21 protein-coding genes are annotated in these 25729 nt (G+C 70.7%); 9 read left to right on the forward strand and 12 right to left on the reverse strand.

Annotated features, from left to right (window positions below; genetic code table 11):
- Window positions 1-47: 47 nt before the first annotated feature.
- Entirely contained in the window at window positions 48-2117 is a 2070-nt protein-coding gene (locus tag IE140_RS10800; protein ID WP_032764501.1) for a PhoX family protein, read from the reverse strand.
- Between the two features lie 294 nt (window positions 2118-2411).
- Here IE140_RS10800 and IE140_RS10805 point away from each other — a divergent pair, with 294 nt between their 5' ends.
- Window positions 2412-4034, forward strand: coding sequence for a VWA domain-containing protein (locus IE140_RS10805; protein ID WP_150197636.1), 1623 nt, complete (start codon window positions 2412-2414; stop codon window positions 4032-4034).
- Here IE140_RS10805 and IE140_RS10810 read toward each other — a convergent pair.
- Window positions 3968-5299 (reverse strand): HAMP domain-containing sensor histidine kinase, encoded by a 1332-nt coding sequence (locus tag IE140_RS10810; protein WP_150197637.1) that lies wholly within the window; start codon window positions 5297-5299, stop codon window positions 3968-3970. The genes IE140_RS10805 and IE140_RS10810 overlap by 67 nt on opposite strands.
- Entirely contained in the window at window positions 5296-5949 is a 654-nt protein-coding gene (locus IE140_RS10815; protein WP_024263690.1) for a response regulator transcription factor, read from the reverse strand. The genes IE140_RS10810 and IE140_RS10815 overlap by 4 nt, the downstream gene beginning before the upstream one ends.
- Window positions 5950-6131: 182 nt before the next feature.
- On the opposite strand from IE140_RS10815, the gene metG reads away from it, so the two are divergent.
- Window positions 6132-7745: a methionine--tRNA ligase gene (gene metG / locus IE140_RS10820; RefSeq protein WP_032776454.1), complete on the forward strand. Its 1614-nt coding sequence runs from the start codon at window positions 6132-6134 to the stop codon at window positions 7743-7745.
- A gap of 72 nt (window positions 7746-7817) precedes the next feature.
- On the opposite strand, the gene IE140_RS10825 is transcribed toward metG, so the two are convergent.
- From IE140_RS10825 to aspS, 3 genes are all read right to left on the reverse strand, one after another.
- Window positions 7818-8399 (reverse strand): Uma2 family endonuclease, encoded by a 582-nt coding sequence (locus tag IE140_RS10825; protein ID WP_167533580.1) that lies wholly within the window; start codon window positions 8397-8399, stop codon window positions 7818-7820.
- Window positions 8400-8480: 81 nt separating this feature from the next.
- Window positions 8481-9272, reverse strand: coding sequence for a L,D-transpeptidase family protein (locus IE140_RS10830; protein ID WP_189460332.1), 792 nt, complete (start codon window positions 9270-9272; stop codon window positions 8481-8483).
- A gap of 237 nt (window positions 9273-9509) precedes the next feature.
- Window positions 9510-11303, reverse strand: coding sequence for an aspartate--tRNA ligase (gene aspS / locus IE140_RS10835; RefSeq protein WP_030806924.1), 1794 nt, complete (start codon window positions 11301-11303; stop codon window positions 9510-9512).
- Between the two features lie 165 nt (window positions 11304-11468).
- On the opposite strand from aspS, the gene IE140_RS10840 reads away from it, so the two are divergent.
- Window positions 11469-13586 (forward strand): ATP-binding SpoIIE family protein phosphatase, encoded by a 2118-nt coding sequence (locus IE140_RS10840; protein WP_189460334.1) that lies wholly within the window; start codon window positions 11469-11471, stop codon window positions 13584-13586.
- 143 nt (window positions 13587-13729) lie between these two features.
- Here IE140_RS10840 and IE140_RS10845 read toward each other — a convergent pair whose 3' ends face one another.
- The 3 genes from IE140_RS10845 to IE140_RS10855 form a co-directional block, all read right to left on the reverse strand.
- Window positions 13730-14836, reverse strand: coding sequence for an AI-2E family transporter (locus IE140_RS10845; RefSeq protein WP_150196223.1), 1107 nt, complete (start codon window positions 14834-14836; stop codon window positions 13730-13732).
- 65 nt (window positions 14837-14901) lie between these two features.
- Complete coding sequence (locus tag IE140_RS10850) at window positions 14902-15858, reverse strand: pirin family protein (RefSeq protein ID WP_032764509.1); 957 nt, start codon at window positions 15856-15858, stop codon at window positions 14902-14904.
- 178 nt (window positions 15859-16036) lie between these two features.
- Window positions 16037-16504 (reverse strand): SseB family protein, encoded by a 468-nt coding sequence (locus tag IE140_RS10855; RefSeq protein WP_006125898.1) that lies wholly within the window; start codon window positions 16502-16504, stop codon window positions 16037-16039.
- Between the two features lie 167 nt (window positions 16505-16671).
- Between IE140_RS10855 and IE140_RS10860 the strand changes: the two genes are divergently transcribed.
- The 4 genes from IE140_RS10860 (at window position 16672) to IE140_RS10875 (ending at window position 20933) form a co-directional block, all read left to right on the forward strand.
- Entirely contained in the window at window positions 16672-18498 is a 1827-nt protein-coding gene (locus tag IE140_RS10860; RefSeq protein WP_093444184.1) for an acyl-CoA dehydrogenase, read from the forward strand.
- A gap of 113 nt (window positions 18499-18611) precedes the next feature.
- Window positions 18612-19235: a Uma2 family endonuclease gene (locus IE140_RS10865; protein WP_150196224.1), complete on the forward strand. Its 624-nt coding sequence runs from the start codon at window positions 18612-18614 to the stop codon at window positions 19233-19235.
- Between the two features lie 74 nt (window positions 19236-19309).
- The gene (locus tag IE140_RS10870; protein WP_032764748.1) at window positions 19310-20608 is read left to right on the forward strand and encodes a M18 family aminopeptidase; all 1299 of its coding nucleotides are present in this window, start codon (window positions 19310-19312) and stop codon (window positions 20606-20608) included.
- A 103-nt stretch (window positions 20609-20711) separates the two neighbouring features.
- Window positions 20712-20933, forward strand: coding sequence for a DUF6458 family protein (locus IE140_RS10875; RefSeq protein ID WP_030707566.1), 222 nt, complete (start codon window positions 20712-20714; stop codon window positions 20931-20933).
- 48 nt (window positions 20934-20981) lie between these two features.
- Here the strand turns inward: IE140_RS10875 and IE140_RS10880 are convergent, their stop codons facing one another.
- The gene (locus IE140_RS10880) at window positions 20982-22799 is read right to left on the reverse strand and encodes an NHL domain-containing thioredoxin family protein (RefSeq protein ID WP_150196225.1); all 1818 of its coding nucleotides are present in this window, start codon (window positions 22797-22799) and stop codon (window positions 20982-20984) included.
- 64 nt (window positions 22800-22863) lie between these two features.
- Here IE140_RS10880 and IE140_RS10885 point away from each other — a divergent pair, with 64 nt between their 5' ends.
- Window positions 22864-23355 carry an LURP-one-related/scramblase family protein gene (locus IE140_RS10885; protein WP_032764514.1) on the forward strand — a complete coding sequence of 164 codons (492 nt, stop codon included), beginning with the start codon at window positions 22864-22866 and terminating at the stop codon, window positions 23353-23355.
- A gap of 64 nt (window positions 23356-23419) precedes the next feature.
- On the opposite strand, the gene IE140_RS10890 is transcribed toward IE140_RS10885, so the two are convergent.
- Window positions 23420-23818 (reverse strand): hypothetical protein, encoded by a 399-nt coding sequence (locus IE140_RS10890; RefSeq protein WP_150196226.1) that lies wholly within the window; start codon window positions 23816-23818, stop codon window positions 23420-23422.
- Window positions 23819-23883: 65 nt separating this feature from the next.
- On the reverse strand, window positions 23884-24675 hold the full coding sequence (locus tag IE140_RS10895; RefSeq protein WP_093444188.1) for a carbon-nitrogen family hydrolase: 792 nt from the start codon (window positions 24673-24675) through the stop codon (window positions 23884-23886).
- A 201-nt stretch (window positions 24676-24876) separates the two neighbouring features.
- Here IE140_RS10895 and IE140_RS10900 point away from each other — a divergent pair, with 201 nt between their 5' ends.
- Entirely contained in the window at window positions 24877-25701 is an 825-nt protein-coding gene (locus IE140_RS10900) for a maleylpyruvate isomerase family mycothiol-dependent enzyme (protein WP_109179263.1), read from the forward strand.
- Window positions 25702-25729 lie beyond the last annotated feature (28 nt).

The raw sequence follows: 25729 nt of genomic DNA on the forward strand, positions 1-25729 counted from the left end.
GGCGATAAGCCCCTGCCGGCCGCCCGGTCTCGTGCTTCCTACGAGCCTCACACGCCGATGTCGCGCCCGTCCTTGCGCCAGACGGCGACGACCGAGGGGCGGACGATCCTGCCCGGTCCGTCGGGCCAGGCACTCGCCGGCTTCTCGACGGAAGCCCCGTCGATCTCGCCCGGGTGCTGGACCGCCACCAGGACCCGGCGGTCCTGGATGACCGGACCGCAGGTCTCGGCCCCGGTCGGGACAGTGAGGAACTGCTTCAGTTCGCCGCGCCGGTCACCGTGGGTCGCCACGCCGAACAGCCCGTCGTGCGAGCCGAGCGCGTTGCCGTCCGTGGAGATCCACAGGTTGCCGTGGGCGTCGAACGCCACGTTGTCCGGGCAGGAGATGGGGCTGACGCTCGACTTGGGGAAGCCGGCGAAGTACGTCGCCGGGTCGTCCGGGTCGCCCGCCACAAGGAACAGCCGCCAGGCGAAGCCGTCGCTCGTCGGGTCGTCCCAGTTCTCCGCGAGCTCCAGGATCTGACCGTGCTTGTTGGCGTTGCGCGGGTTCGCCTCGTCCGCGCCGGGCTTGCCCTCCTTGCCGCGGTCCGAGTTGTTGGTGAGCGCCACGTAGACCCGGCCCGTGCGCGGCGAGGGCTCGACGTCCTCGGGGCGGTCCATCTTGGTCGCGCCGACCTTGTCACCGGCGAGGCGCGTGTAGACGTACACCTCCTCGGCGGTCATGCCCGGGACGTGCGAGGTGGTGCCGGTGGCCAGCGGGATCCAGACGCCGCTGCCGTCGAACTCCCCGTCGTTGGGGAGCTTTCCGGTGCCGTCGATCTCGTTGACCGGCGAGTCGCCGGTCAACTTGGCGACGTACAAGGTGCCCTCGTCGAGCAGCGTCAGGTTGTGCTCGCGGGCAGCACGCGAGTTCCCCTTCTTCATGCGCTTGCTGGAGACGAACTTGTAGAGGTAGTCGAACTTCTCGTCGTCGCCCATGTAGACGACCGGGCGGCCGTCGGAGGTGAGCCGGGGCTGCGCTGCCTCGTGCTTGAACCGGCCCAGCGCGGTCCGCTTGCGCGGGGTGGAGTCCGGGTCGTACGGGTCGAGTTCGACGACCCAGCCGAAGCGGTTGGCCTCGTTGGGCTCCTTCGCCAGGTCGAACCGCCGGTCGAACCGCTCCCACTTGCGCTCGGACCCACCCGTGCCGATCCCGTACCGCTTGTGCATGGCGGTGGTGCCGTTGGCGAAGTACTGGTTGAAGTTCTCCTCGCCGTGCAGCGTGGTGCCCCACGGGGTGGTGCCGCCCGCACAGTTGTTGAGCGTGCCGAGCACCTTTCGGCCGGTGCGGTCGGCGGACGTACGCAGCAGGGTGCTCCCCGCGGCCGGGCCCGTCATGCGGAACTCACTGGTCGCGGTCAGCCGACGGTTCAGCGGGTGCCGGTTGACCGGGCCCAGCTTGCCGGTGCGGTGCTCCTCCTGGACGACGACCACGGAGAGTCCGTGCGCCGCCCAGGCGATCTCCACCTGCTCACGGGTCGGGTTGGCCGGATCGTAGCCGCGGAACATGAGGATCTCGTCCGTGTACTCATGGTTCGCGACCATGACCTGCCGGCCACGCTCGCCGCGCAGCGGGAGCAGGGAGAGGAAGTCGTTGTTGTAACCGAACTGGCCCGCCTGCGCCTTCGCCGTCTGCTTGTCCGGGTCGAAGGCGGGCGCGCCGCGCAGGATCGGCTCGCCCCAGCGGATCACCACGTTCTGGGCGTACCCCTCGGGGACCGTGACCTTGTCGTCCTTGTTGGGCGCGACCGGCGAGAACCGCAGGCCACGCGCGCCGGACGCCCCCGGTTTGTGGGGACGACCCGGTTTGTTGCCGTGGCCCGCGAGCGCGGCGGCCTCGGCCTGCGGGGCGCTCGGGCCGGTCAGCGCGGCGGTCCCGGCGGCGGTGGCGACGGTGACCACGGCGGCGGCGCGCATCATCGAACGGCGCGACACGGCACCGGCGATGATGTCGCCGGCGTACTCGTTGTCGCTGTTGTTGGGCGTCTCCTTGAAGCAGGCGTCCCCACAGCGGAAACGGCAGGTCAGGGCGGAACGCCCACCGGGATGCGAGCTGATGAACGGCAGCAGATTACGCACGTGGATTCCCTCCGTCTGGTGTCGTGCGTGACGGTAGGTGCGCCTCCACCCGGTCCGAGGGACTCCCGGTGAACGGCGAGTGAAGTCCGGGCCACCGCTGTTCCTTCGAGGGCCGGTGGTGGACACCGCGGTGGACTCGGTCCGGGAACGGTTTCGGCTCGGTTGACGCAGGGGTGGGCCGCACCGGCGAACGGCCGGATCCGGCCGCTAACCTTACGTATCCGTCCTGGCCAGGGATGAATTCACCTCAGGTCGGACATTCACCGCACCCAACTCATGCGAAAGGCCTCGCCCATGGGCATTCGGAGCTTGCTGCGTAAGGTGTTCGGCCGCACGGAGCAGGACGAGCCGACCACGGCCACCGTCCCGCCCCAGGCCGAGCGCACTCAGCCCAAGGAGACGGAGCCGGAGACCACTTCGGCGGCCGGGCCCGCCGCGGAGCCGAAGGCGTCGATTCCGGCCCCGGCTTCGCCCTCGGCCTCGGCCTCCGACACCGGGTCCACCGACCGTGACAGCTCGGTGGCCGCCGACCTGGTGGCGGAGGCCTTCGACAAGGCGTCCGCCGCGTCGGCGTCACCGACCGTCCCTGCGCAGGGATCGGCCCCGGAGAACGCCCTGGACGACGCTCCGGCAGACGCCCCGAAGGCCGAGAAGGCCCAGGAGCCCGTCACGATCGACGAGCCGGTGGTCGCCGAGGAGCCCGTTACGACCGAGGCGGCCGAGTCGGCGCCGGAGCCGGAACTGGAACCGGAACCGGAACCGATCACGATCGACCTCGACCTCGACGACGACGAGCCCTCGAAGGCCGCACCGGCCCAGGAGTCCACGCCGGAACCGGCGAAGACGGAGGCGGAGGCACCGGCGGAGTCGGAGGCACCGGCGGAGGCTGCGGAGAACGCCCCCGAGGCGCCCCAGGCCAACGCCGAGGCCCCGAAGGCCACCGAGGCACCCGAGACCCCCAAGGCCCCCGAAGCCGCGACGGCACCGGAGCCCGCAGAGGCCCCGGTCGTCGCGGAGACCCCGGCGGCCACGGACGCCCCGGTCGTCGTGGAGACCCCGGAGCCCGCGGAGCCCCTGGTGGTTGCGGAGACCCCGGCGGCCACGGACGCCCCGGTCGTCGCGGCGACCCCGGAGCCCGCAGAGCCCCTGGTGGTCGCGGAGACCCCCGCGGCACCCGCCACTCCGGAGCCGACGGCCCCCGTCGCGGCGGAGGAGCCCGCCCCCGGCAAGCCCGCCACCACGCTCGCGCGGGTCAAGTCGCGTGCTCCGCAGCTCGCCGCCCCGTACAAGGCGGCCCAGGTGGCGCTCAAGGCGCACGGGCTGACCGGGCTCCGCGCCCGCGTCTACCTGGTGCTCGACCGCTCCGGCTCGATGCGGCCGTTCTACAAGGACGGCAGCGCCCAGCACCTGGGCGACCGGACGCTCGCGCTCGCCGCGCACCTGGACGAGGACGCCACTGTGCGGGTCGTCTTCTTCTCGACGGACATCGACGGCACCGGCACCCTCGAACTCTCCGGCCACGAGGGCCGCGTCGACGAGCTGCACGCGGGCCTCGGCCGACTGGGCCGGACGCACTACGAGCGCGCGGTCGAGGAGGTCGTCGCGGACTACGAGAAGGCGGAGGCCACCGGTCCGGCTCTCGTGATCTTCCAGACGGACGGCCCGCCAGACGCCAAGCAGGCCGCCCGGCAGGCTCTCGCGGACGCGGCACGGCTGCCGCTGTTCTTCCAGTTCGTCGCCTTCGGCGACCAGGACGCGAAGGGCTTCGACTTCCTGCGGAAGCTCGACGCCCCGAACACCGGGTTCTTCCACGCCGGACCGGCCCCCCGCGAGATCGCGGACGCCGAGCTCTACCGGGAGATCCTCGCCGGGCTGCCGGACCGGGTCTCCGCGCGCGAGGCCGGCTCCGGGGCCTGATCGACCGGCAGTCGTACGGTCACGGCGAGGCCGCCGCCCTCCGGGCCCGGTACCGCCGTGACCGTACCGCCGTGGGCCACCGCGATCGACCGGACGATCGACAGACCGAGGCCCGACCCCGGGCCCATCCGGTCCCGGCCCTCGCCCCGCCGGAACGGCTCGAAGAACCCCGCGACATCGGCCTCGGAGACCACCGGCCCGGTGTTGCGCACCAACAGGGCACCCTCCCCGCTCAGGCAGACCTCCACCGAACCGCCCGGCACGTTGTACGTGACCGCGTTGGCCAGCAGATTCGCCACCAGCTGGGCGAGGAGCAGACGGTTGCCGCGCACGGGACAGGCGGCCGCCGCGACGATCACCACCGGCCCGTCGCCGCCCCGCCCCCGGCCCTCCGGACTGCCACCGCTCCGGCCCCGGCCATCCGGACTGCCGACGCCCACGCCCCGTACCGTCGGATTCGGATACCGGGCCGCCTCCTCCCTGACCACGTGATCAAGGCGGACCGCCTCGCGTTCGTCCGTGGCCAGGCCCCGTTCGCTGCGGGCCAGCACGAGCAGCCCCTCGATGAGCCGCTCGCTGCGCCGGTTGGTGTCCAGCAGGGTCTGCCGGGTGCGGACGAGGTCCTCGGGGGACGGATCGTCCAGGCCGATCTGGATCGCGGCGCGCTGGGTGGCCAGCGGGGTCCGCAGCTCGTGCGAGGCGTTCGCGATGAATCTCCGCTGGCTGTCGAAGGCCTTCTCCAGCCGCCCCAGCAGCGCGTCCAGCGTCTCGCCCAGCTCTTTGAGCTCGTCGTCCGGGCCGCTGGAGGCGATCCGCTCGTGCAGGGTCTTCTCGGAGAGCCGACGGGCCTTCGCGGTCATCGCGTGGACCGGCCGCAGCACCCGGCCCGCGATCCACCAGCCGACCCCGACCGCGCCCGCCGTCATCACGAGCAGCGCGGCGAACGACCAGTTCAGGAGCTGCTTGCCCGCCGCGTCGCTGACATGGTCGGTGAGCTCGTAGGCGGTGGACGATCCGGTGGAGCTGCGGGCGATGAAGGGGCCGTTCACGGTGTACCCGGGCGGGACCACGACCACCGCCGTGGAGGCGATGGCACGCGCCTCGGTCTCCGTACCGGCGCGGGAGGCCAGGTTGACAGTGGCCAGCAGGGCGGTGCCGAGCACCAGGAAGACACCGCCGTACACGAGGGCGATGCGGGTGCGGATCGTCGAGTGCGGCAGCTTCGAGGCGTCCACCAGCCGCCGCAGCGGGGACGGCCGCTTCACAGGGCGTACCCGACGCCCTGAACGGTGCGGATCAGCGCGGGCTCGCCGAGCTTGGCGCGGAGCTTGCTCATGCAGACGCGCACGGCCCCGGTGAACGGGTCGGCGTTGGCGTCCCAGGCCCGCTCCAGCAGCTCTTCCGCGCTGACCGTGCCGCCGTCGGCCTCCAGGAGCAGTTGCAGCACCGTGAACTCCTTCGGGGAGAGGTCGAGGTCCCGGCCGTCGCGGAGCGCGGACCGCCGTACGGTGTCGAGCCGGATGCCGTGCCGTTCCAGCTGGGGGGGTACGGGCCGGGCGCTGCGCCGGCGCAGGGCGCGTACCCGGGAGACCAGCTCGGGGAACTCGAACGGCTTGCTGACGTAGTCGTCGGCCCCCAGGTCGAGCCCGGCGACCCGGTCCTCCATGGCTCCGGAGGCGGTGAGCATCAGGATCCGGGTGCGGGAGCCGGAGGCGACCAGGCGGCGGGCCACGTCGTCGCCGTGGACCCGGGGGAGGTCGCGGTCGAGGACGACGACGTCGTAGTCGTGGAGGCCGAGGTAGGCGAGGGCCGCGTCCCCGCTGTACACCGTGTCGACCGCGAATCCGGCCCGGCGCAGTCCGGTGGCGACCAGCTCCGCGAGGATCTCCTCGTCCTCGGCGACCAGTACCCGCATGGTGATGTCCCCTGCCTCGTGCACGCTTGTCCGCTCCCTCCCAGGATGCGACTTTCTTACGGGAACCACTACGTGAGGGGATGTTTCGCAAAGCTCTCCACCGGAGGGCCTTCGTCCGTCCGCGCACGGGCCGCCGTTTATCGATGTGAGTGGATCTTGATCGGGCCGTTAGGATTTCGACCATGGCGGCCACTGGATCCGAGAAGCAGGGGGCGACGGCGTACTACGTCTCGACCCCCATTTACTACGTCAACGACGCTCCTCACCTGGGCCACGCCTACACGACCGTCGCAGGCGACGTGCTCACGCGCTGGCACCGCCAGCGCGGCGAGAAGGTGTGGTACCTCACCGGCACGGACGAGCACGGTCAGAAGATCATGCGCACGGCCGAGGCGAACAACGTGACTCCGCAGGCCTGGGCGGACAAGCTCGTCGAGGAGGCGTGGAAGCCCCTCTGGGAGCATCTGAACATCGCTAACGACGACTTCATCCGGACGACGGAGAAGCGGCACACCGACCGTGTGCAGGAGTTCGTGCAGGACCTGTACGACAAGGGCGAGATCTACAAGGGCGGGTACGAAGGCCCGTACTGCGTGGGCTGCGAGGAGTACAAGCTCCCCGGCGATCTGATCGACGGCGAAGGCGAGTTCGCCGGTCAGAAGCTCTGCCCGATCCACAAGAAGCCGGTGGAGCTCCTCAAGGAGGAGAACTACTTCTTCAAGCTCAGCGAGTACGGCCCGAAGCTGCTGGAGTTCTACGCGGCGAACCCGGACTTCATCCAGCCCGAGTCGGCGCGCAACGAGGTCGTGAACTTCGTCGAGCAGGGTCTGCAGGACCTGTCGATCTCGCGCTCGACGTTCGACTGGGGCGTCCCGGTGCCGTGGGACGACAAGCACGTCATCTACGTGTGGGTCGACGCGCTGCTCAACTACGCGACGGCGGTCGGATACGGCGCCAACCAGGAGAAGTTCGACGGTACGTTCCCGGCGAACGTGCACCTGATCGGCAAGGACATCCTCCGCTTCCACTCGGTGATCTGGCCCGCGATGCTGATGGCGCAGGGTCTGCCGCTCCCCGGCAAGGTCGTCGCCAACGGCTGGCTGATGGTCGGCGGCGAGAAGATGTCCAAGTCGAACCTGACCGGTATCAAGCCGCAGGACCTGACCTCGCACTTCGGCGTCGACGCGTACCGCTGGTACTTCCTGCGGGCCATCTCCTACGGCAGCGACGGGTCGTTCTCCTGGGAGGACTTCTCTGCTCGCTACACCTCCGAGCTGGCCAACGACTACGGCAACCTCGCCTCGCGCGTGGCGGCGATGGTCGGCAAGTACTTCGGCGGCGCGCTGCCTGAGGACACGGCCGCCGGTGACGCCGAGCAGGCTGTGCGGGACGGTCTGGCGAAGGCCGTGGCGACGGCCGACCGGAAGATCGGCGAGGAGCTGGACTTCCAGGGCGGCATCCTGGCGATCTTCGACTTCGTGAAGCAGGTCAACGGCTACATCACGGAGCAGGAGCCGTGGAAGGTGGCCAAGGACACCACCCCGGAGGGCCAGGCCCGCCTGGCGACCATCCTCTACACGGCCGCCGAGTCGCTGCGCGGGGTCGCCGTGCTGCTCAACTCGGTGATGCCGGAGACCTCGCAGAAGCTCTGGGAGTCCCTGGGCGCCGAGGAGTCCCTGGGCGCCCTGGCCGACCAGAAGGTCCAGGACGCGGGCGCGTGGGGCACCCTGCCCGCAGGCGCGACGGTGACGAAGGGCGCGGTGCTGTTCCCGCGCCTGGAGGAAAAGCCGGCGTAACGCCTCCGTACGTACGCCGGGAGCCCGGGACCGTCAACAGCGGTCCCGGGCTCCTGACGTTGCGGCGTGGGGTCAGCGCACCCAGTTCTTGAGGGGTTCGGTGTCCAGCTCGATCCCGACGGGGTCGGGGAGGGTGACGGTCTTGCCGTACGGCACCGTGACGACCTGCTCGTAGCGCACGCCGTCGGGCTGCGAGTGGACCTTCACCTCACAGGTGTCCCGGTCGATCAGCAGGTAGACGGGGATACCGGTCTCGGCGTACGCCCGGGGCTTCTCGACGCGGTCGCGGCGGTCGGTGTCCTCGTCGTACGAGGTGACCTCGACGACCATCAGGACGTCGTCGGGGCTGGCCCATTCGCCTTGGCCGACGAAGGCGTCGATGGGAGCGAGACTGGCATCGGGCCGGGCATTGCCCCTGCGGTAGGACTCAATGCGAAGGCCCTGCTCGCCGAAGAGCCACCTGCTCGGATCCGACTGCATGCAGATCTGCGTCAGCCAGGCGATGATCCGCCCGTGGTCCCCGTCCGGCACAGCCTTGACCCCCAGTTTCCCGTTCACGAACTCCAGCCGCAGTGCCTCCTCGGCGCGTATGGCGTGACGGGCCAGATCCTCGAAGACGTCCTGTGTCAGGACGCGGTCCTCGACCACGCTCACCACGACCTCCTCTTGCACCGGGTCACTTGTCAGTTGGGGCGGACTCAAGCGTACGGGCAAGGCACCCGGCCCGTACCCCGATCACCGCCTCAGCGACTTCGCATCCCCCATCACGATCACCGGGTTCATCTCCGGGTCCAGGGTGCGCAGGAGTTCTTCCATGCGTTTCTCGGGGACGGAGACGCAGCCCTGGGTCGGGCCGTCGTGGTCGACGTGGATCCAGATGCCGCCGCCGCGTTCCAGGCCGAGGGGGCGGGTGCGGTTGAGGGGGCTGACGCCCTCCTCACGGTTGTAGTTGATCGCGACGACGTAGTCGAAGGAGCCTTCCAGCGGCTCGCCGAAGAAGCCCTCGCCGTCGACCGCGAACCGGGGGTGCTCGTCGTACGGCAACAGTGCCCCGGGGTCGGGGAGCCGGCCGCCCGCGTCGGTGAGGGTGTAGACGCCCCTGGGCGATCTGCGGTCGCCCGCCACGTGGTGGTCCGTCCAGCCCTCCATACCGTTGTGGGCCTGCCAGGGTCCCGCGACCGGCTCCCAGCCCTGGGCCGGGTCCGCGCGGCTGTACAGGACCGCGCTGGAGCGGTAGGAGTCGGCCTCCTCGCCGGTGACCACGAAGGCCTGCCGGGCCTCGGCGGGGATCTGGGCCAGGGTCTCCGGTCCCAGGTCGGGGATCTCGGCGGGGCTCGGCGCGGGCACCGGGCTGGAGGAGGACCGGAGAGCGGACGCGGCGTCGGACTGCGGGCCCGCGGCGCCCTGTCCCGGGACGCCGACCGGGGTCTTCTCCGGAGCGGCGCCGGAGGAGCAGCCGGTGAGCAGCAGAGCCAGGGCGAGGAGGGGTGCGGCGAGCAGGGCGGGTGGGCGGCGGGGGAGGGACACGGCGGTGGGCTCCTCGGATGGCGGCGGGCGGCGCGACGCGGCAGGACGGGCTGCGAGAGGGGTGTCTCGGTGCCAGTCTTTGCCGGGCCCGCCCCGGCCGAACCCGAACCGGGGCCATCCGGCTGTACCGCGTCGCCCGGCCGTCACCGGCGCTCGCGGGTCTGCAACGAAACAGCCCCCGATCGGGTGATCGGGGGCTGTTTCACGTGAAACATCCGCAGGGCGGGACCGTCCGGACTACTGGTCGGCGGGCTTCTCCGACGCGCCCTTAGCGGCGACCGGCTTGCGCAGCTGGATGTTCAGCTCGCGCAGACGGGTCTCGTCCAGCTCGGTCGGGGCGCCCATCATCAGGTCCTGGGCGTTGCCGTTGAGCGGGAAGGCGATGGTCTCGCGGATGTTGGGCTCGTCCGCGAGCAGCATCACGATGCGGTCGACGCCGGGGGCGATGCCACCGTGCGGCGGGGCGCCGAGGCGGAACGCGCGGAGCATGCCCGCGAACTCGTGCTCGACGGTCTCGCGGTCGTAGCCGGCGATCTCGAAGGCCTTGAGCATCAGCTCGGGCTCGTGGTTACGGATGGCACCCGAGGACAGCTCGATGCCGTTGCAGACGATGTCGTACTGCCAGGCGAGGATGTCCAGCGGGTCCTTCTCCTCCAGGTCGGCGAGGCCGCCCTGGGGCATCGAGAAGGGGTTGTGCGAGAAGTCGATCTTTCCGGTCTCCTCGTCCCGCTCGTACATCGGGAAGTCGACGATCCAGCAGAACCGGAAGACGCCCTCCTCGAAGTGGCCGGCGCGCTTGGCGGCCTCGACCCGGACCGCCGACATGATCTTGGAGACCTCGTCGAACTCGCCCGCACCGAAGAAGACGGCGTGGCCCGGGACCAGCGAGAGGCGCTCGGTGAGCGTCTTGACGTCGGTCTCGGTGAGGAACTTGGCGATCGGTCCGGCCAGCGTGCCGTCCTCGCCCACACGCACCCAGGCAAGACCCTTGGCGCCGTGTTCGACGGCGTACTCGCCGAGGCCGTCGAAGAACTTCCGGGACTGGCCCGCGGTGTCCGGGACCGGCAGCGCGCGGACGTGCTTGCCGGCGAACGCCTTGAAGCCGGAGTCGGCGAAGACGTCGGAGATGTCGACGAGCTCCAGCTTGGCGCGCAGGTCCGGCTTGTCGTTGCCGTACTTCAGCATCGACTCGCGGAACGGGATGCGCGGGAACGGCGAGGTGACCTCGCGGCCGTTGCCGAACTCGGTGAAGAGCTCGGTCATCAGCTTCTCGATGGGCTGGAAGACGTCCTCCTGCTCGACGAAGGACATCTCGACGTCGAGCTGGTAGAACTCGCCCGGCGAGCGGTCCGCGCGGGCGTCCTCGTCGCGGAAGCAGGGCGCGATCTGGAAGTAGCGGTCGAAGCCCGAGATCATCAGCAGCTGCTTGAACTGCTGCGGGGCCTGCGGCAGCGCGTAGAACTTGCCGGGGTTCAGCCGGGACGGGACGACGAAGTCACGGGCGCCCTCGGGGGAGGTCGCGGTGAGGATCGGGGTCGCCATCTCGTTGAAGCCGAGGGCCACCATCTTGGAGCGGATGGAGGCGATCACGGCCGAACGCAGCATGATGTTGCGGTGCATGCGCTCGCGCCGCAGGTCGAGGAAGCGGTACTCCAGGCGCCGCTCCTCGTTGACGCCGTCCTCGGTGTTGATCGTGAACGGCAGCGGGGCGGCCTCGCCGAGCACCTCGACCTCGGAGACCTCGATCTCGATCTCGCCGGTCGGCAGCTCCGGGTTGACGTTGTCCGCGCCGCGCGCGGAGACCTTGCCGTCGATCCGGACGACGGTCTCCTTGGTCAGCTTCGCCAGAGCCTCGTTGCCGGGGGTGCCGGGGCGGGCGACGAGCTGCACCAGACCGTAGTGGTCGCGCAGATCGATGAAGAGGATGCCGCCCAGGTCTCGGCGATTGTGCAGCCAGCCACTCAGCCGGACGTCGGTGCCGACGTCAGAGGCGCGGAGCTCGCCGCAGGTGTGGGACCTGTACCGATGCATCGTCGTTCATCCAGTCTTCGCGGTTAGGTGTGGATTGAGCCTCCCCAGGCTACCGCCCGGGGCCGGGGGGCTTCATTTCCCTTTGTCCCCCCGTACCCGCCGCCCCCTGGGCAGGTGGCCGCCTCTCAGTGGCGTCCACCGAGCAGATCTTCCTAAAGTGGGGCAATGCGCACCGAGGAAGTCCTGGCCGCGATCGCGACGGGCCTGTGGCGCTGGGACAACGCAGCCGGCACGGTCACGCTCGACGCGGAGGCGGCCCGGCTCCTCGGCCTGCCTCCCGAGCCCGGCAGCTACCGGGAGTCGGCGGTGCGCTCCTGTTTCCACCCGGTCGACTGGAACGAGATCTACGGGGTCGTGAACCTCGCGGTCGCCGAGGGCAGCCTCGCCGAGGCACGGCTGCGGATCGTGGACGAGCGCGGGCAGGTCCTGCGTACCGTACGCAGCCGCTCCAAGCCGGTCTTCCGGACGGACGAGGACGCCGACAGCGAGGCCTACGTCCTCTACGGCACGCTCCAGGAGGTCGCCGAACCGCAGCCCGGCGCCACCGACGCCGCCCACACGCCGATCACCGGGGACTGGCGGCGGTCCCGGGAGGCGTTCCTGCTGGACGCCGGGCGGGCGCTGGCCGAGGCCCGGTCCACGGCGGAGGTGCTGCGGGTCGCCGGATCCCTGTCCATGCCCGGCTTCTCGCCGGACGGCCTCGCGGTCTTCGGCTCCGCCGGGGAGCGGCTGACGATCATCGGGCACCACGGGCACAGCATGGGGGACGAGGAACCCTTCACCGACATGCCCCTGGACACCGACTACCCGGCCGCCGAGGTCGTCCGCACCGGCCGGGCGATCTACCTCCCCTCCCCGGAGGAGTACCGCCGCCGCTATCCGGCCACCTGGCCGCTCGCCCGGCGCTTCGGACGGCAGTCCTGGGCATTCCTGCCGCTGGTCTCGTCCGGCCGCACGATGGGTGCCTGGATGGCCGGGTTCCAGCACCCGGTGGGGTTCTCCCCGGACGAGCGCGCGGTGCTCTCGACGGTCGCCCGGATGCTCGCCCAGGCCCTGGCCCGCGCCGGGGTCGCGGAGACGGAACGCGAGCTGTCGCTGGGGCTCCAGCGCTCGATGATGCCGACCCTGGGGCCGGAGATCCCCGGGATGACGGTGGCCGCGCGGTACGTGCCGACCGGTGGCGGGCTCCAGGTGGGCGGCGACTGGTACGACATGATCCCGCTGCCCAACGGCCGGATCGCCCTGGTCATCGGCGACGTCCAGGGCCACGATGTGCGGGCCGCCGGGCTGATGGGCCAGCTCCGCATCGCCCTGCGCGCCTACGCGTCCGAGGGCCACCGCCCGGACGCCGTGCTCGCCCGGGCCTCGCGCTTCCTTTCCGGGCTCACCGACGCGTACGAGAGCGTCGAGGGCGACGCGGAACCCCCTGCGCCGCGCTTCGCGACCTGTCTGTACGCCGAGGTGGACCCGGAGGCCGGGACCCTGGACATCGCCCGCGCGGGCCACCCCGACCCGGTGGTGATCAGCGCCGACGGGACCGCGGTGATCCGGCAGACGGCCGGCGGGCTGCCGCTCGGGATCGAGACGGACTCCGACTACCCCACCACCCGGGTGGTACTGGAGCCCGGCGAGACGATCATGCTGTGCACGGACGGCCTCATCGAGACCGGCGGACACGACATGGCCACCGGGTGGACCCGGTTGCGCCCGGTCCTGGAGAAGCCGGTGGAGGACCTGGAGCAGCTCGCCGACGCCCTGGTCCAGGCCGTGCACGGACCGACCTCGCACTACACGACGGGGCCGCTGGCGGACCGGCGGGAGGACGACATCGCGGTCCTGGTGCTGCGGCGTGAGAGCGCCCCGGCCCCGGAGGCGGCGCCGCGCCGGAGCGTCCTGACCATCGCGCAGGCCGAGCCGGAACGGATCTCGGTGGGGCGGCAGCTGGTGCGGGAGCTGCTGCACGACTGGAGCGATCCCGAGCAGGTCGATTCGGCGGTCCTGATGGTCTCCGAGATGGCCACCAACGTGCTCGTCCACACGGACGGGGACGCGCTGATGGTGGCGGAGATCTCCGGCGGGCAGGGCGAGCGGCGGCTGCGCGTCGAGGTCGCGGACGCCAGTGACGAGCTGCCGCACAAGCGGAGACCGGGCGAGATGGCATCCAGCGGGCGGGGGCTCGTACTGATGGAGATGCTGGCGGATGCGTGGGGGGTGGATCCGCGGGGGGAGGGGAAGTCGATCTGGTTCGAGCTGTACGAGTCCGATGAGCCGGGGGTTTCCTGAGCGGGTGAGGGACCCGGGCCGTGGCTCTCCGAGCGCTCGGGCTCGCCCGCCGTGACGGTTCTGTCCTCAAGCGCCGGACGGGCTGGATTCCCGGGCCCCGGCCCCACCGAGAGCGCGGGCCCACCACCCGCACGGTTCCGTCCTCAAGCACCGGAGGGGCTGGGGTGGGCGCCGCCCGAGGGACCGGGGTCGCCGGTCTCCGGCGGGCCGGAACGGCCTCCCCCGCGCAGTTCGCCCAGTACGCCGAACGCCGCCGCGCACAACGGGACCGCCAGCAGCATGCCCAGCAGGCCGGCCACGCTCGCTCCCGCCGTCAGGGCGATCATGATCATCGCAGGGTGCATCTGGACCGTACGGCTCTGGATCATCGGCTGGAGCACATGGCCCTCCAGCACCTGGACCGCGAGCACCACCCCCAGCGCCCACAGCGCGATCACGAACCCCCGGTCGGCCAGCGCGACCAGCACCGCCACCGCGCCGGAGAGGAACGCCCCCAGGTACGGGATGTACGCGCCGACGAAGACCAGCGCGCCGAGCCCCACCGCACCCGGGACGTCCAGGATCAGCAGGCCCACCGTGATGCACACGGCGTCGATCAGGGCGATGAACGTGGTCCCGCGCATGAAGCCCTCGACGGCCTCGAACGCCCGCCGCCCCATGGCCTCCACCAGGTCCCCCGTGCCGCGCGGGGCCACCGTGTGGGCCAGGTTCACCGCCCGGTCCGAGTCGCGCAGGAAGAAGAACGTCAGCAGCAGGGCCAGCACACTGGTCGCCACCAGCGAACCGATCAGGCTGATGCCGCTGAGGAGCCCGCCCGCCGCGCTCGCCCCGAACTTCTCGACCAGGCCCTTCGCGTTGTCGGCCAGATCGTCGACGTCCGTGGCCCCGGCGATCTCCAGGTGATCGACGACCCACTGGCCCGCGTCCTTGAGCGAGGCGACGATCTGGTCGCCGGAGTCGACGAGGGCGGTGACGACGATGTACCCGGCACCGCCGACGACCGCGACGAGGGCGGCGCAGGTCAGCCCCGCGGCCAGCGAACGGTTGAGGCGGCGCGCGATGAGCCAGCGGTGGACGGGGCCGAGCAGGGCCGTGCCGAGCAGGGCCAGCAGCACCGGGGTGACCGCGGTCTTGAGGACGACGACCAGCCAGATCGCGACGGCGGCGACGCCCACGACGAGCAGGACGACACCGCACCAGGCGGCGGCGCGGCGGGCGCTGTCGGGCAGGAGGGGCGTGGATGCGGGCACCCTCCCAGCCGATCACGGGGGGCGTCGGCGGGCCCGCCGACGCCCCCCGTACGGGTGACGCGTCGTCACATGCCGTGGACCGCGGGGACCGTGCCCAGGCGGCCGGCCTGGAAGTCCTCGAAGGCCTGCTTCAGTTCGGCCTGACTGTTCATCACGAACGGTCCGTAGTGGGCCATGGGCTCCCGGATCGGGCGGCCGCCGAGGAGGACGACCTCCAGGTCCGGGGTGTGGCCGTCCTGCCGCTCGTCCGCGCGGACGGTCAGCGAGCCGCCGTCGCCGAACACCGCGGTCTGGCCCATCGCGATCGGACGGCGCTCCGCGCCGACCGTGCCGCGCCCGGCCAGGACGTACGCGAGGCCGTTGAAGTCCTCGCGCCACGGCAGGGTCACCTCGGCGCCGGGCCGGACGGTGGCGTGGATCATCGTGATCGGTGTGTGGGTGATGCCCGGGCCCTGGTGGCCGTCGAGTTCACCGGCGATGACGCGGAGCAGCGCCCCGCCGTCGGGGGAGGCGAGGAGCTGGACCTCGCCGCCGCGGATGTCCTGGTAGCGCGGGTCCATCATCTTGTGGGCCTTGGGCAGGTTCACCCAGAGCTGGAGGCCGTGGAAGAGGCCGCCGGACTGGACGAGCGACTCCGGCGGGGCCTCGATGTGCAGCAGGCCCGAGCCGGCGGTCATCCACTGGGTGTCGCCGTTCTCGATGGTGCCGCCGCCACCGTTGGAGTCCTGGTGGATGAAGGTCCCGTCGATCAGGTACGTGACCGTCTCGAAGCCGCGGTGCGGGTGCCAGGGGGTGCCCTTCGGCTCTCCCGCCGCGTACTCCACCTCACCCATCTGGTCCATCATGATGAATGGGTCGAGGTGCCGGTAGTTGATCCCCGCGAACGCGCGGCGGACGGGGAATCCCTCGCCCTCGAAGCCGCTGGGCGCGGTCGTGACGGCGAGCACGGGACGGGCCGCGGCGTCACCCGAAGCGGCCACCTTGGGCAGGGTCAGCGGGTTGTCGACAGTCACTGCGGGCATGGAAGCCACCTCCGGGCGAGTGTTCTGGAATCAATTTAGTTGAATGGTGAACATCTTGCAAGGCGTCGCGCATTCCCGGAGGGCGGCCGCGACAGGGCGAGGGCCCGCGCCGTCTCGGCGCGGGCCCTCGCCCGACAGAAGAAACCCCAGGTCAGCGACCCACGGACACCCCGAATCCCTAGCCGTACATACGGCGCATCGCGAAGTCGACCATCTGCTCGACGGCCTTGGCGTCGAAGACCATCCGGTGGTCGCCCTCCATGTCCAGGACGAAGCCGTACCCCGTCGGCAGCAGGTCGATCACCTCGGCCCCGGTGATCACGAAGTACTTCGACTCCTTGCCCGCGTACCGCCGCAGTTCCTTGAGCGTGGTGAACATCGGGATCACCGGCTGCTGCGTGTTGTGCAGCGCCAGGAAACCGGGGTTGTCGCCGCGCGGGCAGTAGACCTTCGACGTCGCGAAGATCTGCTGGAAGTCCTCGGCGGAGAGGGAGCCGGTGGTGAAGGCCCGGACCGCGTCGGCCAGGGAGGGCGGCGACGGTTCGGGATACAGCGGCTGCTCCCCGTAGCCGCCGCCCATCTGACCCATCTGGCCCATCTGACCCATCTGCTGCTGAGCACCAGGGTTCTGGTCGTAGCCGTACATGCTGCAAAGAGTAATCGGACACATCTACGGCTTGAGGGGTTGCGCCTTATTACTGACGGGTAGCATCATCGGAGAGGTCAGCTGATAGACCTACGCCTGCCTGTCGCCCGACCGCATCACTCCCCGGGGCGCTGTGGCGCCACTGCTATTGATTACGGAGCCTTCCCATGGGGCACTACAAGTCGAATCTCCGCGACATCGAGTTCAACCTGTTCGAGGTTCTCGGGCGCGACAAGGTGTACGGCACCGGTCCGTTCGGTGAGATGGACGTCGACACCGCGAAGAGCATCCTGGACGAGGTCGCCCGCCTCGCGGAGAACGAGCTCGCCGACTCCTTCGCCGACGCCGACCGCAACCCGCCGGTCTTCGACCCGGAGACCAAGACCGCTCCGGTCCCGGCGAGCTTCAAGAAGTCGTACCAGGCCTTCATGGACTCCGAGTACTGGCGTCTGGGCCTGCCCGAGGAGATCGGCGGCACCACCTCGCCCCGCTCCCTGATCTGGGGCTACGCGGAGCTGCTGCTCGGCTCGAACCCGGCCGTGTGGATGTACTCCTCCGGTCCGGCCTTCGCCGGCATCCTCTTCGAGGAGGGCAACGACGAGCAGAAGAAGATCGCGGAGATCGCCGTCGAGAAGCAGTGGGGCTCGACGATGGTGCTGACCGAGCCGGATGCCGGCTCCGACGTCGGCGCCGGCCGGACGAAGGCCGTGCAGCAGGAGGACGGCTCCTGGCACATCGAGGGTGTGAAGCGCTTCATCACCTCGGGTGAGCACGACATGTCCGAGAACATCATCCACTACGTTCTGGCCCGCCCCGAGGGCGCCGGACCGGGCACCAAGGGCCTCTCGCTCTTCATGGTCCCGAAGTTCCACTTCGACTGGACGACCGGCGAGCTGGGCGAGCGCAACGGCGTGTACGCGACGAACGTCGAGCACAAGATGGGCCTCAAGGCTTCCAACACCTGCGAGATGACGTTCGGTGACCAGCACCCCGCCAAGGGCTGGCTGATCGGCGACAAGCACGACGGCATCCGCCAGATGTTCCGCATCATCGAGTTCGCCCGCATGATGGTCGGCACGAAGGCCATCGCGACCCTCTCCACGGGCTACCTGAACGCCCTGGAGTACGCCAAGGAGCGCGTCCAGGGTCCGGACCTGGCGAACTTCATGGACAAGACGGCGCCCAAGGTCACCATCACGCACCACCCCGACGTGCGCCGCTCGCTCATGACGCAGAAGGCGTACGCCGAGGGCATGCGCTCCCTCGTGCTGTACACCGCCTCCGTCCAGGACGCGATCCAGGAGCAGGAGGCCGCGGGCGAGGACGCCAAGGCGCTGAACGGCCTCAACGACCTGCTGCTGCCGATCGTGAAGGGCTACGGCTCCGAGAAGTCCTACGAGCAGCTCGCGCAGTCGCTCCAGACCTTCGGCGGCTCCGGCTACCTCCAGGAGTACCCGGTCGAGCAGTACATCCGGGACGCCAAGATCGACACCCTCTACGAGGGCACCACGGCGATCCAGGGCCAGGACTTCTTCTTCCGGAAGATCGTCCGTGACCAGGGCGCCTCGCTCAACACGCTCTCCGAGGAGATCAAGAAGTTCCTCGCGGGCGCCCAGGGCAACGAGGAGCTGGCCCCCGCGCTGGACTCGCTCGCCAAGGCCGCCGTGGACCTGGAGGCGATCGTCGGCACGATGATCACCGACCTGACCGCGACCGGCGAGGACGTCAAGAACATCTACAAGGTCGGCCTCAACACGACCCGCCTGCTGATGGCCTCCGGCGATGTCGTCGTCGGCTACCTGCTGCTCAAGGGCGCGGCCGTGGCGGCCGAGAAGCTGCCGACCGCCTCCGCCAAGGACGTCGCCTTCTACCAGGGCAAGATCGCCGCCGCGAAGTTCTTCGCCGCGAACGTCCTGCCGGGCGTCTCGACCGAGCGCGCCCTCGCCGAGTCGATCGACAACTCGCTGATGGAGCTGGACGAGGCCGCCTTCTAGGACCTCGCTCGCCCGGCCCGTGGGTCAACCGGCGCCGCCACCCGGAATTCTTTCGGGTGGCGGCGCTGTCGTATCAGCTGGGTACGCTGAGTGCACGGCCCAGAATCCCGTCCATGGGAGGAACCATGACCGCCGAGGCACTGCCCGAATCGCTGCACCGTCAGTCGGACGGCTCCAAGTGGCCGGTCCCGCCTGCGGACGGCTACACCGTGGACGAATTCTTCACGCTTGACCTCCCGCCGCACACCGAGCTGATCGACGGGAGCCTGGTTTTCGTGAGTCCGCAGCGAAAGTTTCACACGCTGGCGATGTATCTGCTGGAGCAGGGACTGCGCGTCCATGTACCCGGCCATCTGCGCGTACGCCGGGAGATGGCGGTCGTCCTCGGCAAGCGCAACGCCCCGGAGCCCGATCTGCTCGTTGTGACCGCCACCGCCGACGGAGACCAGCGCACCACCCGCTACCAAGCCTCGGACGTCCTCCTCGCCGTCGAGGTCGTCTCCCCCGACTCCGAGGACCGCGACCGGGACACCAAGCCCCACAAGTACGCAGCTGCGGGCATCCAGCACTTCTGGCTGGTCGAGATGACCGGCGAGAACGACCGCCCCATGGTCATCACCTACGAGCTCGACCCGGTCAACAAGGCCTATGTCTCCACCGGCGTCCACCACGACCGGCTCAAGCTCTCCGCCCCGTACGACATCGACATCGACCTGACCGCGATCGACGAGCTGTAGGCGACGGCCGCACCGGTCCACGGATCTCGCGGTCACCGGATACCGGACCCCGGGTCCTCGTTACAGTGAAGAACATGAGTTCCCCTCTCCGGTTCGACCGTGCGCACACCGATGACCTGATGACCTTCCTGGCGGCCAGCCCGTCCCCGTACCACGCCGTGGCCAACGCCGCCGCCCGGCTGGCGGAGGCCGGTTTCCGGCAGGTCGAGGAGACAGCCGCCTGGGACGGCTCGGCGGGCGGGAAGTACGTGCTGCGCGGCGGGGCGATCGTCGCCTGGTACGTGCCGGAGGGCGCGCAGGCGCACACCCCGTTCCGGATCGCGGGGGCGCACACCGACTCCCCGAACCTCCGGGTGAAGCCGCTGCCCGACACCGGGGCGCACGGCTGGCGCCAGATCGCCGTCGAGGTCTACGGCGGCACCCTGCTCAACACCTGGCTCGACCGGGATCTGGGCCTCGCCGGGCGGATCTCGCTGCGCGACGGCACCCACCGGCTGGTCAACATCGACCGGGCGCTGCTGCGGGTGCCGCAGCTGGCCGTCCACCTGGACCGGTCGGCCAACACGGAAGGGCTCAAGCTCGACCGGCAGAAGCACATGCAGCCGATCTGGGGACTCGGCGATGTGGAGGAGGGCGACCTGATCCGCTTCGTCGCCGAGGAGGCGGGCGTCGACGCGGAGGACGTCACCGGCTGGGACCTGATGCCGCACGCCATCGAGCCGCCCTCCTACCTGGGCCGGGACCGGGAGCTGGTGGCCGGGCCCCGGATGGACAACCTCCTCTCGGTGCACGCGGCGACCGCCGCCCTGGCCGCCGTCGCCGCTCTGCCCGACGCCGACCTCCCGTACATCCCGGTCTTCGCGGCCTTCGACCACGAGGAGAACGGCTCGCAGTCCGACACCGGCGCGGACGGGCCGCTGCTGGGTTCGGTGCTGGAGCGCTCGGTGTTCGCACGCGGCGGTACGTTCGAGGACCGCGCCCGCGCCTTCGCGGGAACCGTCTGCCTCTCCTCCGACACCGGCCACGCCGTGCACCCCAACTACGCGGAGCGGCACGACCCGACGCACCACCCGGTCGCCAACGGCGGGCCGATCCTCAAGGTCAACGTCAACATGCGGTACGCCACCGACGGCAGCGGCCGTGCGGTGTTCGCCGCGGCCTGCGAGAAGGCGGGCGTGCCGTGGCAGAGCTTCGTGTCCAACAACGCGATGCCCTGCGGCACGACGATCGGACCGATCACCGCCGCCCGGCACGGCATCCAGACCGTGGACATCGGCGTGGCGATCCTCTCGATGCACAGCGCCCGTGAGCTGTGCGGCGCGGACGACCCGTATCTGCTCGCGAACGCGCTCACCGCGTTCCTGGCCGGCTGACCCCAGAACACCCAACCGCTCCCGCGCACATGGTTGTTGCCGGGCCGGGTACGCGAGTCGTACACCGGCCCGGACTCACCGGGCGGTCGAGGAGGCGGGATTCATGGGACTCGGAGGATGCATCCTCCTGATCGGTGCGGGCGCGATCCTGGCGTTCGCCACCGACTGGAAGATGGACACCGTCAACGTCGACCTGGTCGGCTGGATCATGATGCTCGTCGGACTCGTCGGGGTCTTCGTCTACATGAGCATCGCGCGGCGCCGCCGGATGGTCGTGCCGCCCACCACCACGGTCGTCCAGGACGACCAGCAGCGCTACCAGTAACGGCGGGCGCTCCGGGTCGCCCCGCGCAGGGGCGACCCGTCCGGCGCGTCAGCCCTGCTCGTCCATCCCCGCGAGCACCAGCGCCAGCCGGGATTCGCCCTCCGCCGTGACGCGGACCGGCACCCCCCAGTCCTGCTGGTGCACATGGCAGGCCGGGTACTCGTTGGCCGGGTCGTCGTCGCAGGACGCCGCCATCGCGGAGACGTGCAGTACGCCCTCGGTGACCCCGTCCGCGAGGACCAGGTCGCGCCCGAGGTCCGTTCCCGCGCCGGAGCCGTCCGCCAGCAGTTCGGGCGGGGTGGCGGAGACCAGGAGCCGGGTCGAGGGACCGTAGCGGGTGTCCAGCTTCTGTCCGGCCGGCGCCTGGAAGACCACGTCGAGGCGGAGGGTGCCCGGGGCGATCTCGGTGGCGGCCCGCTGGGTGCGGTGCGCCTGGTCGGCGACCTGGACCGCCTCCTCGGGCAGCCGGAGGCGGGTCAGCCGGTGGCGGGCCGACTCGACGACGACGAGATCGCCGTCGACCAGCACCGCGTCGCTGGGCTCGCGGACATCGGTGGCCAGCGTGGTCACCTCCCCGGACGCCGGGTCGTACCGGCGCAGGGCGTGGTTGTACGTGTCGCTGATCGCGACGGACCCGTCGGGCAGCGCGGTGACGCCGATCGGGTGCTGGAGGAGCGCCTGTTCGGCGGCCCCGTCCCGGTGGCCGAAGTCGAAGAGGCCGGTCCCGACGGCGGTGTGGACGTGCTCGTCGCGGTCGACCCAGCGCAGCGCGGAGGTCTCCGAGTCGGCGACCCAGAGCCGCTCCCCGTCGGCGGAGACGGCGAGCCCGGACGGCTGGGCGAACCAGGCCTCGGCGGCCGGCCCGTCGACCAGGCCCTCGTTGGTGGTACCGGCGGCGACGCCCACGGTGCCGCTCTCGGGGTCGTACGTCCACAGCTGGTGCACACCCGCCATGGCGATCCACAGCCGGTCGCCGAACCAGGCGAGGTCCCACGGCGAGGAGAGGTCCACCTCGCGTGCCGGGCCGCTGGTCGGGGTCCCCTGCCACCACTGGCGGCCGGTCCCGGCGAGGGTGCTGGTCACCCCGGTCGTGAGGTCCAGGGCGCGGATCGCGTGGTTGACGGTGTCCGCGACGGCGACGCGGCCGTCCGGGAGCACGGCGAGCCCCTGCGGTTCGCTGAACCGGGCCTCGTCCGGGCCGCCGTCGGTCAACCCGCGTTCGCCGGTGCCGAAGTGACGTCGTACGGTCTCGCCGTCCGCGTCCAGCTCGACCAGGCGGTGCCGGGTGGTGTCGGAGACCAGGAAGCCGCCGTCCGGCAGGAGCAGCGCCTTGCCGGGGAAGCGCAGATGCGTGGCGACGGGTTCGGGCGCGACGTAGGGGCCGTCGCCCCGGCGGAGCGTGCCCTTGGCCGCGTGCTCGGTCTCCAGCTCCTCGACGAGCTTCTCGATGGCGTGCGCGTGGCCCTCGCCCGCGTGCTGGGCGACGACGTAGCCCTCGGGGTCGATCACGACGAGCGTCGGCCAGGCGCGGACGGCATACTGCTTCCAGGTGGCCAGCTCGGGGTCGTCGAGGACGGGGTGGTGGACCTCGTAGCGCTCGACGGCGTCGACGACGGCCTGGTGCTCGGCCTCGTGGACGAACTTGGGCGAGTGGACGCCGATGATCACCACGGTGTCGCGGTGCTTCTCCTCCAGCTCGCGCAGCTCGTCCAGGACATGCAGACAGTTCACACAGCAGAACGTCCAGAAGTCGAGGATGACGATGCGTCCTCGCAGGTCAGCGAGGGTGTACTGCTGGTCGCCTGTATTGAGCCAGCCGCCCTTGCCGATGAGTTCGGGGGCGCGGACGCGTGCACGTGTTGCCATGTCACCAGTCAACACCGTCCCGGCCTGCGCGCATTCCGCCGGGCCCCGGGGGAACCTGTGCCCCATGAGACTTCTCGTACGTGAGCGGCTGTTCGCCATCGGCGACGACTACTGGATCGAGGACGACGGGGGCCGCAAGGTCTTCCTGGTCGACGGCAAGGCGATGCGACTGCGCGACACCTTCGAGCTGAAGGACGCCGACGGCCGGGTCCTGGTCGAGCTGCGGCAGAAACTGATCAGCCTGCGCGACACGATGCTCATCGAGCGGGGCGGCGAGGAGCTGGCCAAGGTCAAGCGCAAGCGGCTGTCACTGCTCCGCAACCACTACCGGGTGACGCTGGTGGACGGTACGGAACTGGACGTCAGCGGCAAGATCCTGGACCGCGAGTTCGCCATCGAGTACGACGGTGAGCTGCTGGCCCAGATCTCGCGCCGCTGGCTGACCCTCCGGGACACGTACGGCATCGACGTCGTCCGGGACGACGCCGACACCGCGCTGCTCATCGCCGTGGCGATGTGCGTGATCGTGCTGGCGGAGAAGGAGAGCGAGGGCTGAGTCCCGCCGGTCGCGGCGGCCCGGTTGTTTCACGTGAAACGTGGAGCCCTCCGAGCCCGCCCGGTCAGGGTGCGACACGCCCCGCCTGCCGCGCCGCCGCCCGCCGGTCCGCCTGGACGAAGGCCGCCGCCGTCAGGGCGACCGTGGCCGCGAAGGAGACCGCGAGGGCCGGGTTGAGCCAGGACGGGACGACCCCACTGGTGAACTCCCGGCCGTCGGTGGTGCGGCACAGGACGTCCACCGGAATGAACCGCATGTCGTGCGTCTCCACCCGGGCGCCCTCCGGCAGGTCGGACGCGTACCGGCACTGGTGCATGGGCGTCGAGTCCGCTCCCGACCCGACCTCGCTGACCGCGAAACCGGCCAGGAGAAGGCCGAGGAGGTAGAGGAGCACCGTGGCCGAGGCGGCGGAGATCGCCGTGCCACGGAGCAACGTCGATTCGGCACTGCCCTGCTCAGCCATGGCGCTCACTGTAGACAGGGCGTCGCGACCGAGACAGGGCGTCGCGACCGCCACCACGGCAGCCCTCAGAGCGGTGGCGTGAGCCCCAGGCGGCGGTCCTTCAGGGCCGGGAACTGCTCCCGGGTCGCGCGTACCTTGTCCGCGTCCAGCTCGACGGTCAGGACCTCCTCGTCCGCGCCCGCCTGGGCCAGCACCTCGCCCCACGGGTCGACGACGATGCTGTGGCCGGCCTGCTGGATGTCGCCGTGGGTGCCCGCCGTGCCGACGGCGAGCACGTACGCCTGGTTCTCCACGGCGCGGGCCTGCGCCAGCAGCGTCCAGTGGGAGCGGCGGCGCTCCGGCCAGCCCGCCGCGACGACGAGCGTCTCGGCGCCCGCGTCGACCAGCCCCCGGAACTGCTCGGGGAAGCGGAGGTCGTAACAGGTGGCGAGGCCCAGGGTGGTGTCCGGCAGGGCGACGGTCACGAGCTCCTCGCCCGCGCCCATCATCACCGCCTCGCCCTGGTCGAAACCGAAGCGGTGGATCTTCCGGTAGGCGGCCACGCGCTCGCCCTCGGGCGAGAAGACCAGGCTGGTGTTGTACAGGGTGCCGTCGTCCGCGCGTTCGACGAAGGAGCCCGCGTGCAGCCAGACACCGGCCTCGGCCGCCGCCTTCGCCATCGCCTCGTGCGTGGGGCCCTCCAGCGGCTCGGCCTCCGCCTCGAAGGAGGTGTAGGCGAACGCCCCGACCGGCCAGAGCTCGGGAAGAACCACCAGGTCAGAGCCGCGCTGGGCGACCACCAGAGAGGCCGCTCGTACTCTGCGGGCCTCGACGGATTCGTCCGGGTCCACTGCGATCTGGATGAGGGAGGCGCGCACACTACCACCGTCCTGGCATTCAAGCCGTCAACACGGGCCTACGATCGTCACACGAAAGCACTGCCGGGGTGCCTGCTCGCAGCGTAACTTAGCCACCGAACCTCCCACGCAGCTCGCCGACAGTGCCGTCAGAGCCGGCCCACCCGCCAGCACTCCCTGCTCTCTCCAGCCCATGCACCGCAGAACCGCACGAGGGGTCCCGTGACCGTCCATCCCAGCCTCCAGCCCTACACCGACGCCGCGACCCACTCCATCGAGGCGATAGCCGAGCTGGTGAAGCCCCTCGCCGAGAGCGAGTGGAACCGACGTACGCCCTGCCCGGGGTGGTCGGTGCGCGACATCGTGTCGCACGTCATCGGCATGGAGTGCGAGATGCTCGGCGATCCCCGGCCGATCCACACCCTGCCGCGCGACCTGTACCACGTACAGAGCGACTTCGCCCGGTACATGGAGATGCAGGTCGACGTCCGGCGGCACCACACCTCCCCGGAGATCACCGCCGAGCTGGAGTACGTCCTCATCCGCCGGGCCCGCCAGATCCGCAACGAGTCGCGCAGCCCCGAGACCAAGGTCCGCGCTCCTCTGGGCGCCGAGCAGACCCTCGAAACGGCACTGAATCTGCGGGCCTTCGACGTGTGGGTGCACGAGCAGGATCTGCGGAGCACGCTGGGGCAGCCGGGGAACCTGGACTCCCCCGGCGCCCTGATCACCCGGGACATGCTGCTCGCCGGGTTGCCGAAGGTGGTCGCCAAGAGCGCGGGCGCGCCGGCCAACTCGGCGGTCGTCTTCGACGTGCACGGCCCGGTGGAGTTCCTGCGGACGGTCCGGGTCGACGCGGAGGGCCGCGGCTCGATCGACGGCGCGCCGTCGCTGGGCCCGGCCGTGACGCTGTCGCTGGACTGGGAGACGTACGTCCGCCTCGCCTGCGGCCGGGTCCGTCCCGCGGCCGTCGCCGACCGGATCAAGATCGAGGGCGACCAGGAGCTGGCCGCCGCGATCCTGGACAACTTCGCCGTGACCCCGTGACCCCGTTACCGCTTCACGGGCACGTGCC

Origin of the sequence: Streptomyces parvus (genome assembly GCF_014648875.1) — a bacterium.
GTDB classification, from domain to species: domain Bacteria; phylum Actinomycetota; class Actinomycetes; order Streptomycetales; family Streptomycetaceae; genus Streptomyces; species Streptomyces parvus.

Excerpts from the sequence above, each read along its gene's own strand:
- metG (WP_032776454.1), top strand. The coding sequence starts at position 6,132 with ATGGCGGCCACTGGATCCGAGAAGCAGGGGGCGACGGCGTACTACGTC.
- IE140_RS10865 (WP_150196224.1), top strand. The coding sequence starts at position 18,612 with ATGGGAGGAACCATGACCGCCGAGGCACTGCCCGAATCGCTGCACCGT.
- IE140_RS10890 (WP_150196226.1), bottom strand. The coding sequence starts at position 23,818 with ATGGCTGAGCAGGGCAGTGCCGAATCGACGTTGCTCCGTGGCACGGCG.
- IE140_RS10805 (WP_150197636.1), top strand. The coding sequence starts at position 2,412 with ATGGGCATTCGGAGCTTGCTGCGTAAGGTGTTCGGCCGCACGGAGCAG.
- IE140_RS10885 (WP_032764514.1), top strand. The coding sequence starts at position 22,864 with ATGAGACTTCTCGTACGTGAGCGGCTGTTCGCCATCGGCGACGACTAC.
- IE140_RS10870 (WP_032764748.1), top strand. The coding sequence starts at position 19,310 with ATGAGTTCCCCTCTCCGGTTCGACCGTGCGCACACCGATGACCTGATG.
- IE140_RS10850 (WP_032764509.1), bottom strand. The coding sequence starts at position 15,858 with ATGCCCGCAGTGACTGTCGACAACCCGCTGACCCTGCCCAAGGTGGCC.
- IE140_RS10880 (WP_150196225.1), bottom strand. The coding sequence starts at position 22,799 with ATGGCAACACGTGCACGCGTCCGCGCCCCCGAACTCATCGGCAAGGGC.
- IE140_RS10840 (WP_189460334.1), top strand. The coding sequence starts at position 11,469 with ATGCGCACCGAGGAAGTCCTGGCCGCGATCGCGACGGGCCTGTGGCGC.
- IE140_RS10815 (WP_024263690.1), bottom strand. The coding sequence starts at position 5,949 with ATGCGGGTACTGGTCGCCGAGGACGAGGAGATCCTCGCGGAGCTGGTC.
- IE140_RS10860 (WP_093444184.1), top strand. The coding sequence starts at position 16,672 with ATGGGGCACTACAAGTCGAATCTCCGCGACATCGAGTTCAACCTGTTC.
- IE140_RS10875 (WP_030707566.1), top strand. The coding sequence starts at position 20,712 with ATGGGACTCGGAGGATGCATCCTCCTGATCGGTGCGGGCGCGATCCTG.
- IE140_RS10855 (WP_006125898.1), bottom strand. The coding sequence starts at position 16,504 with ATGTACGGCTACGACCAGAACCCTGGTGCTCAGCAGCAGATGGGTCAG.
- aspS (WP_030806924.1), bottom strand. The coding sequence starts at position 11,303 with ATGCATCGGTACAGGTCCCACACCTGCGGCGAGCTCCGCGCCTCTGAC.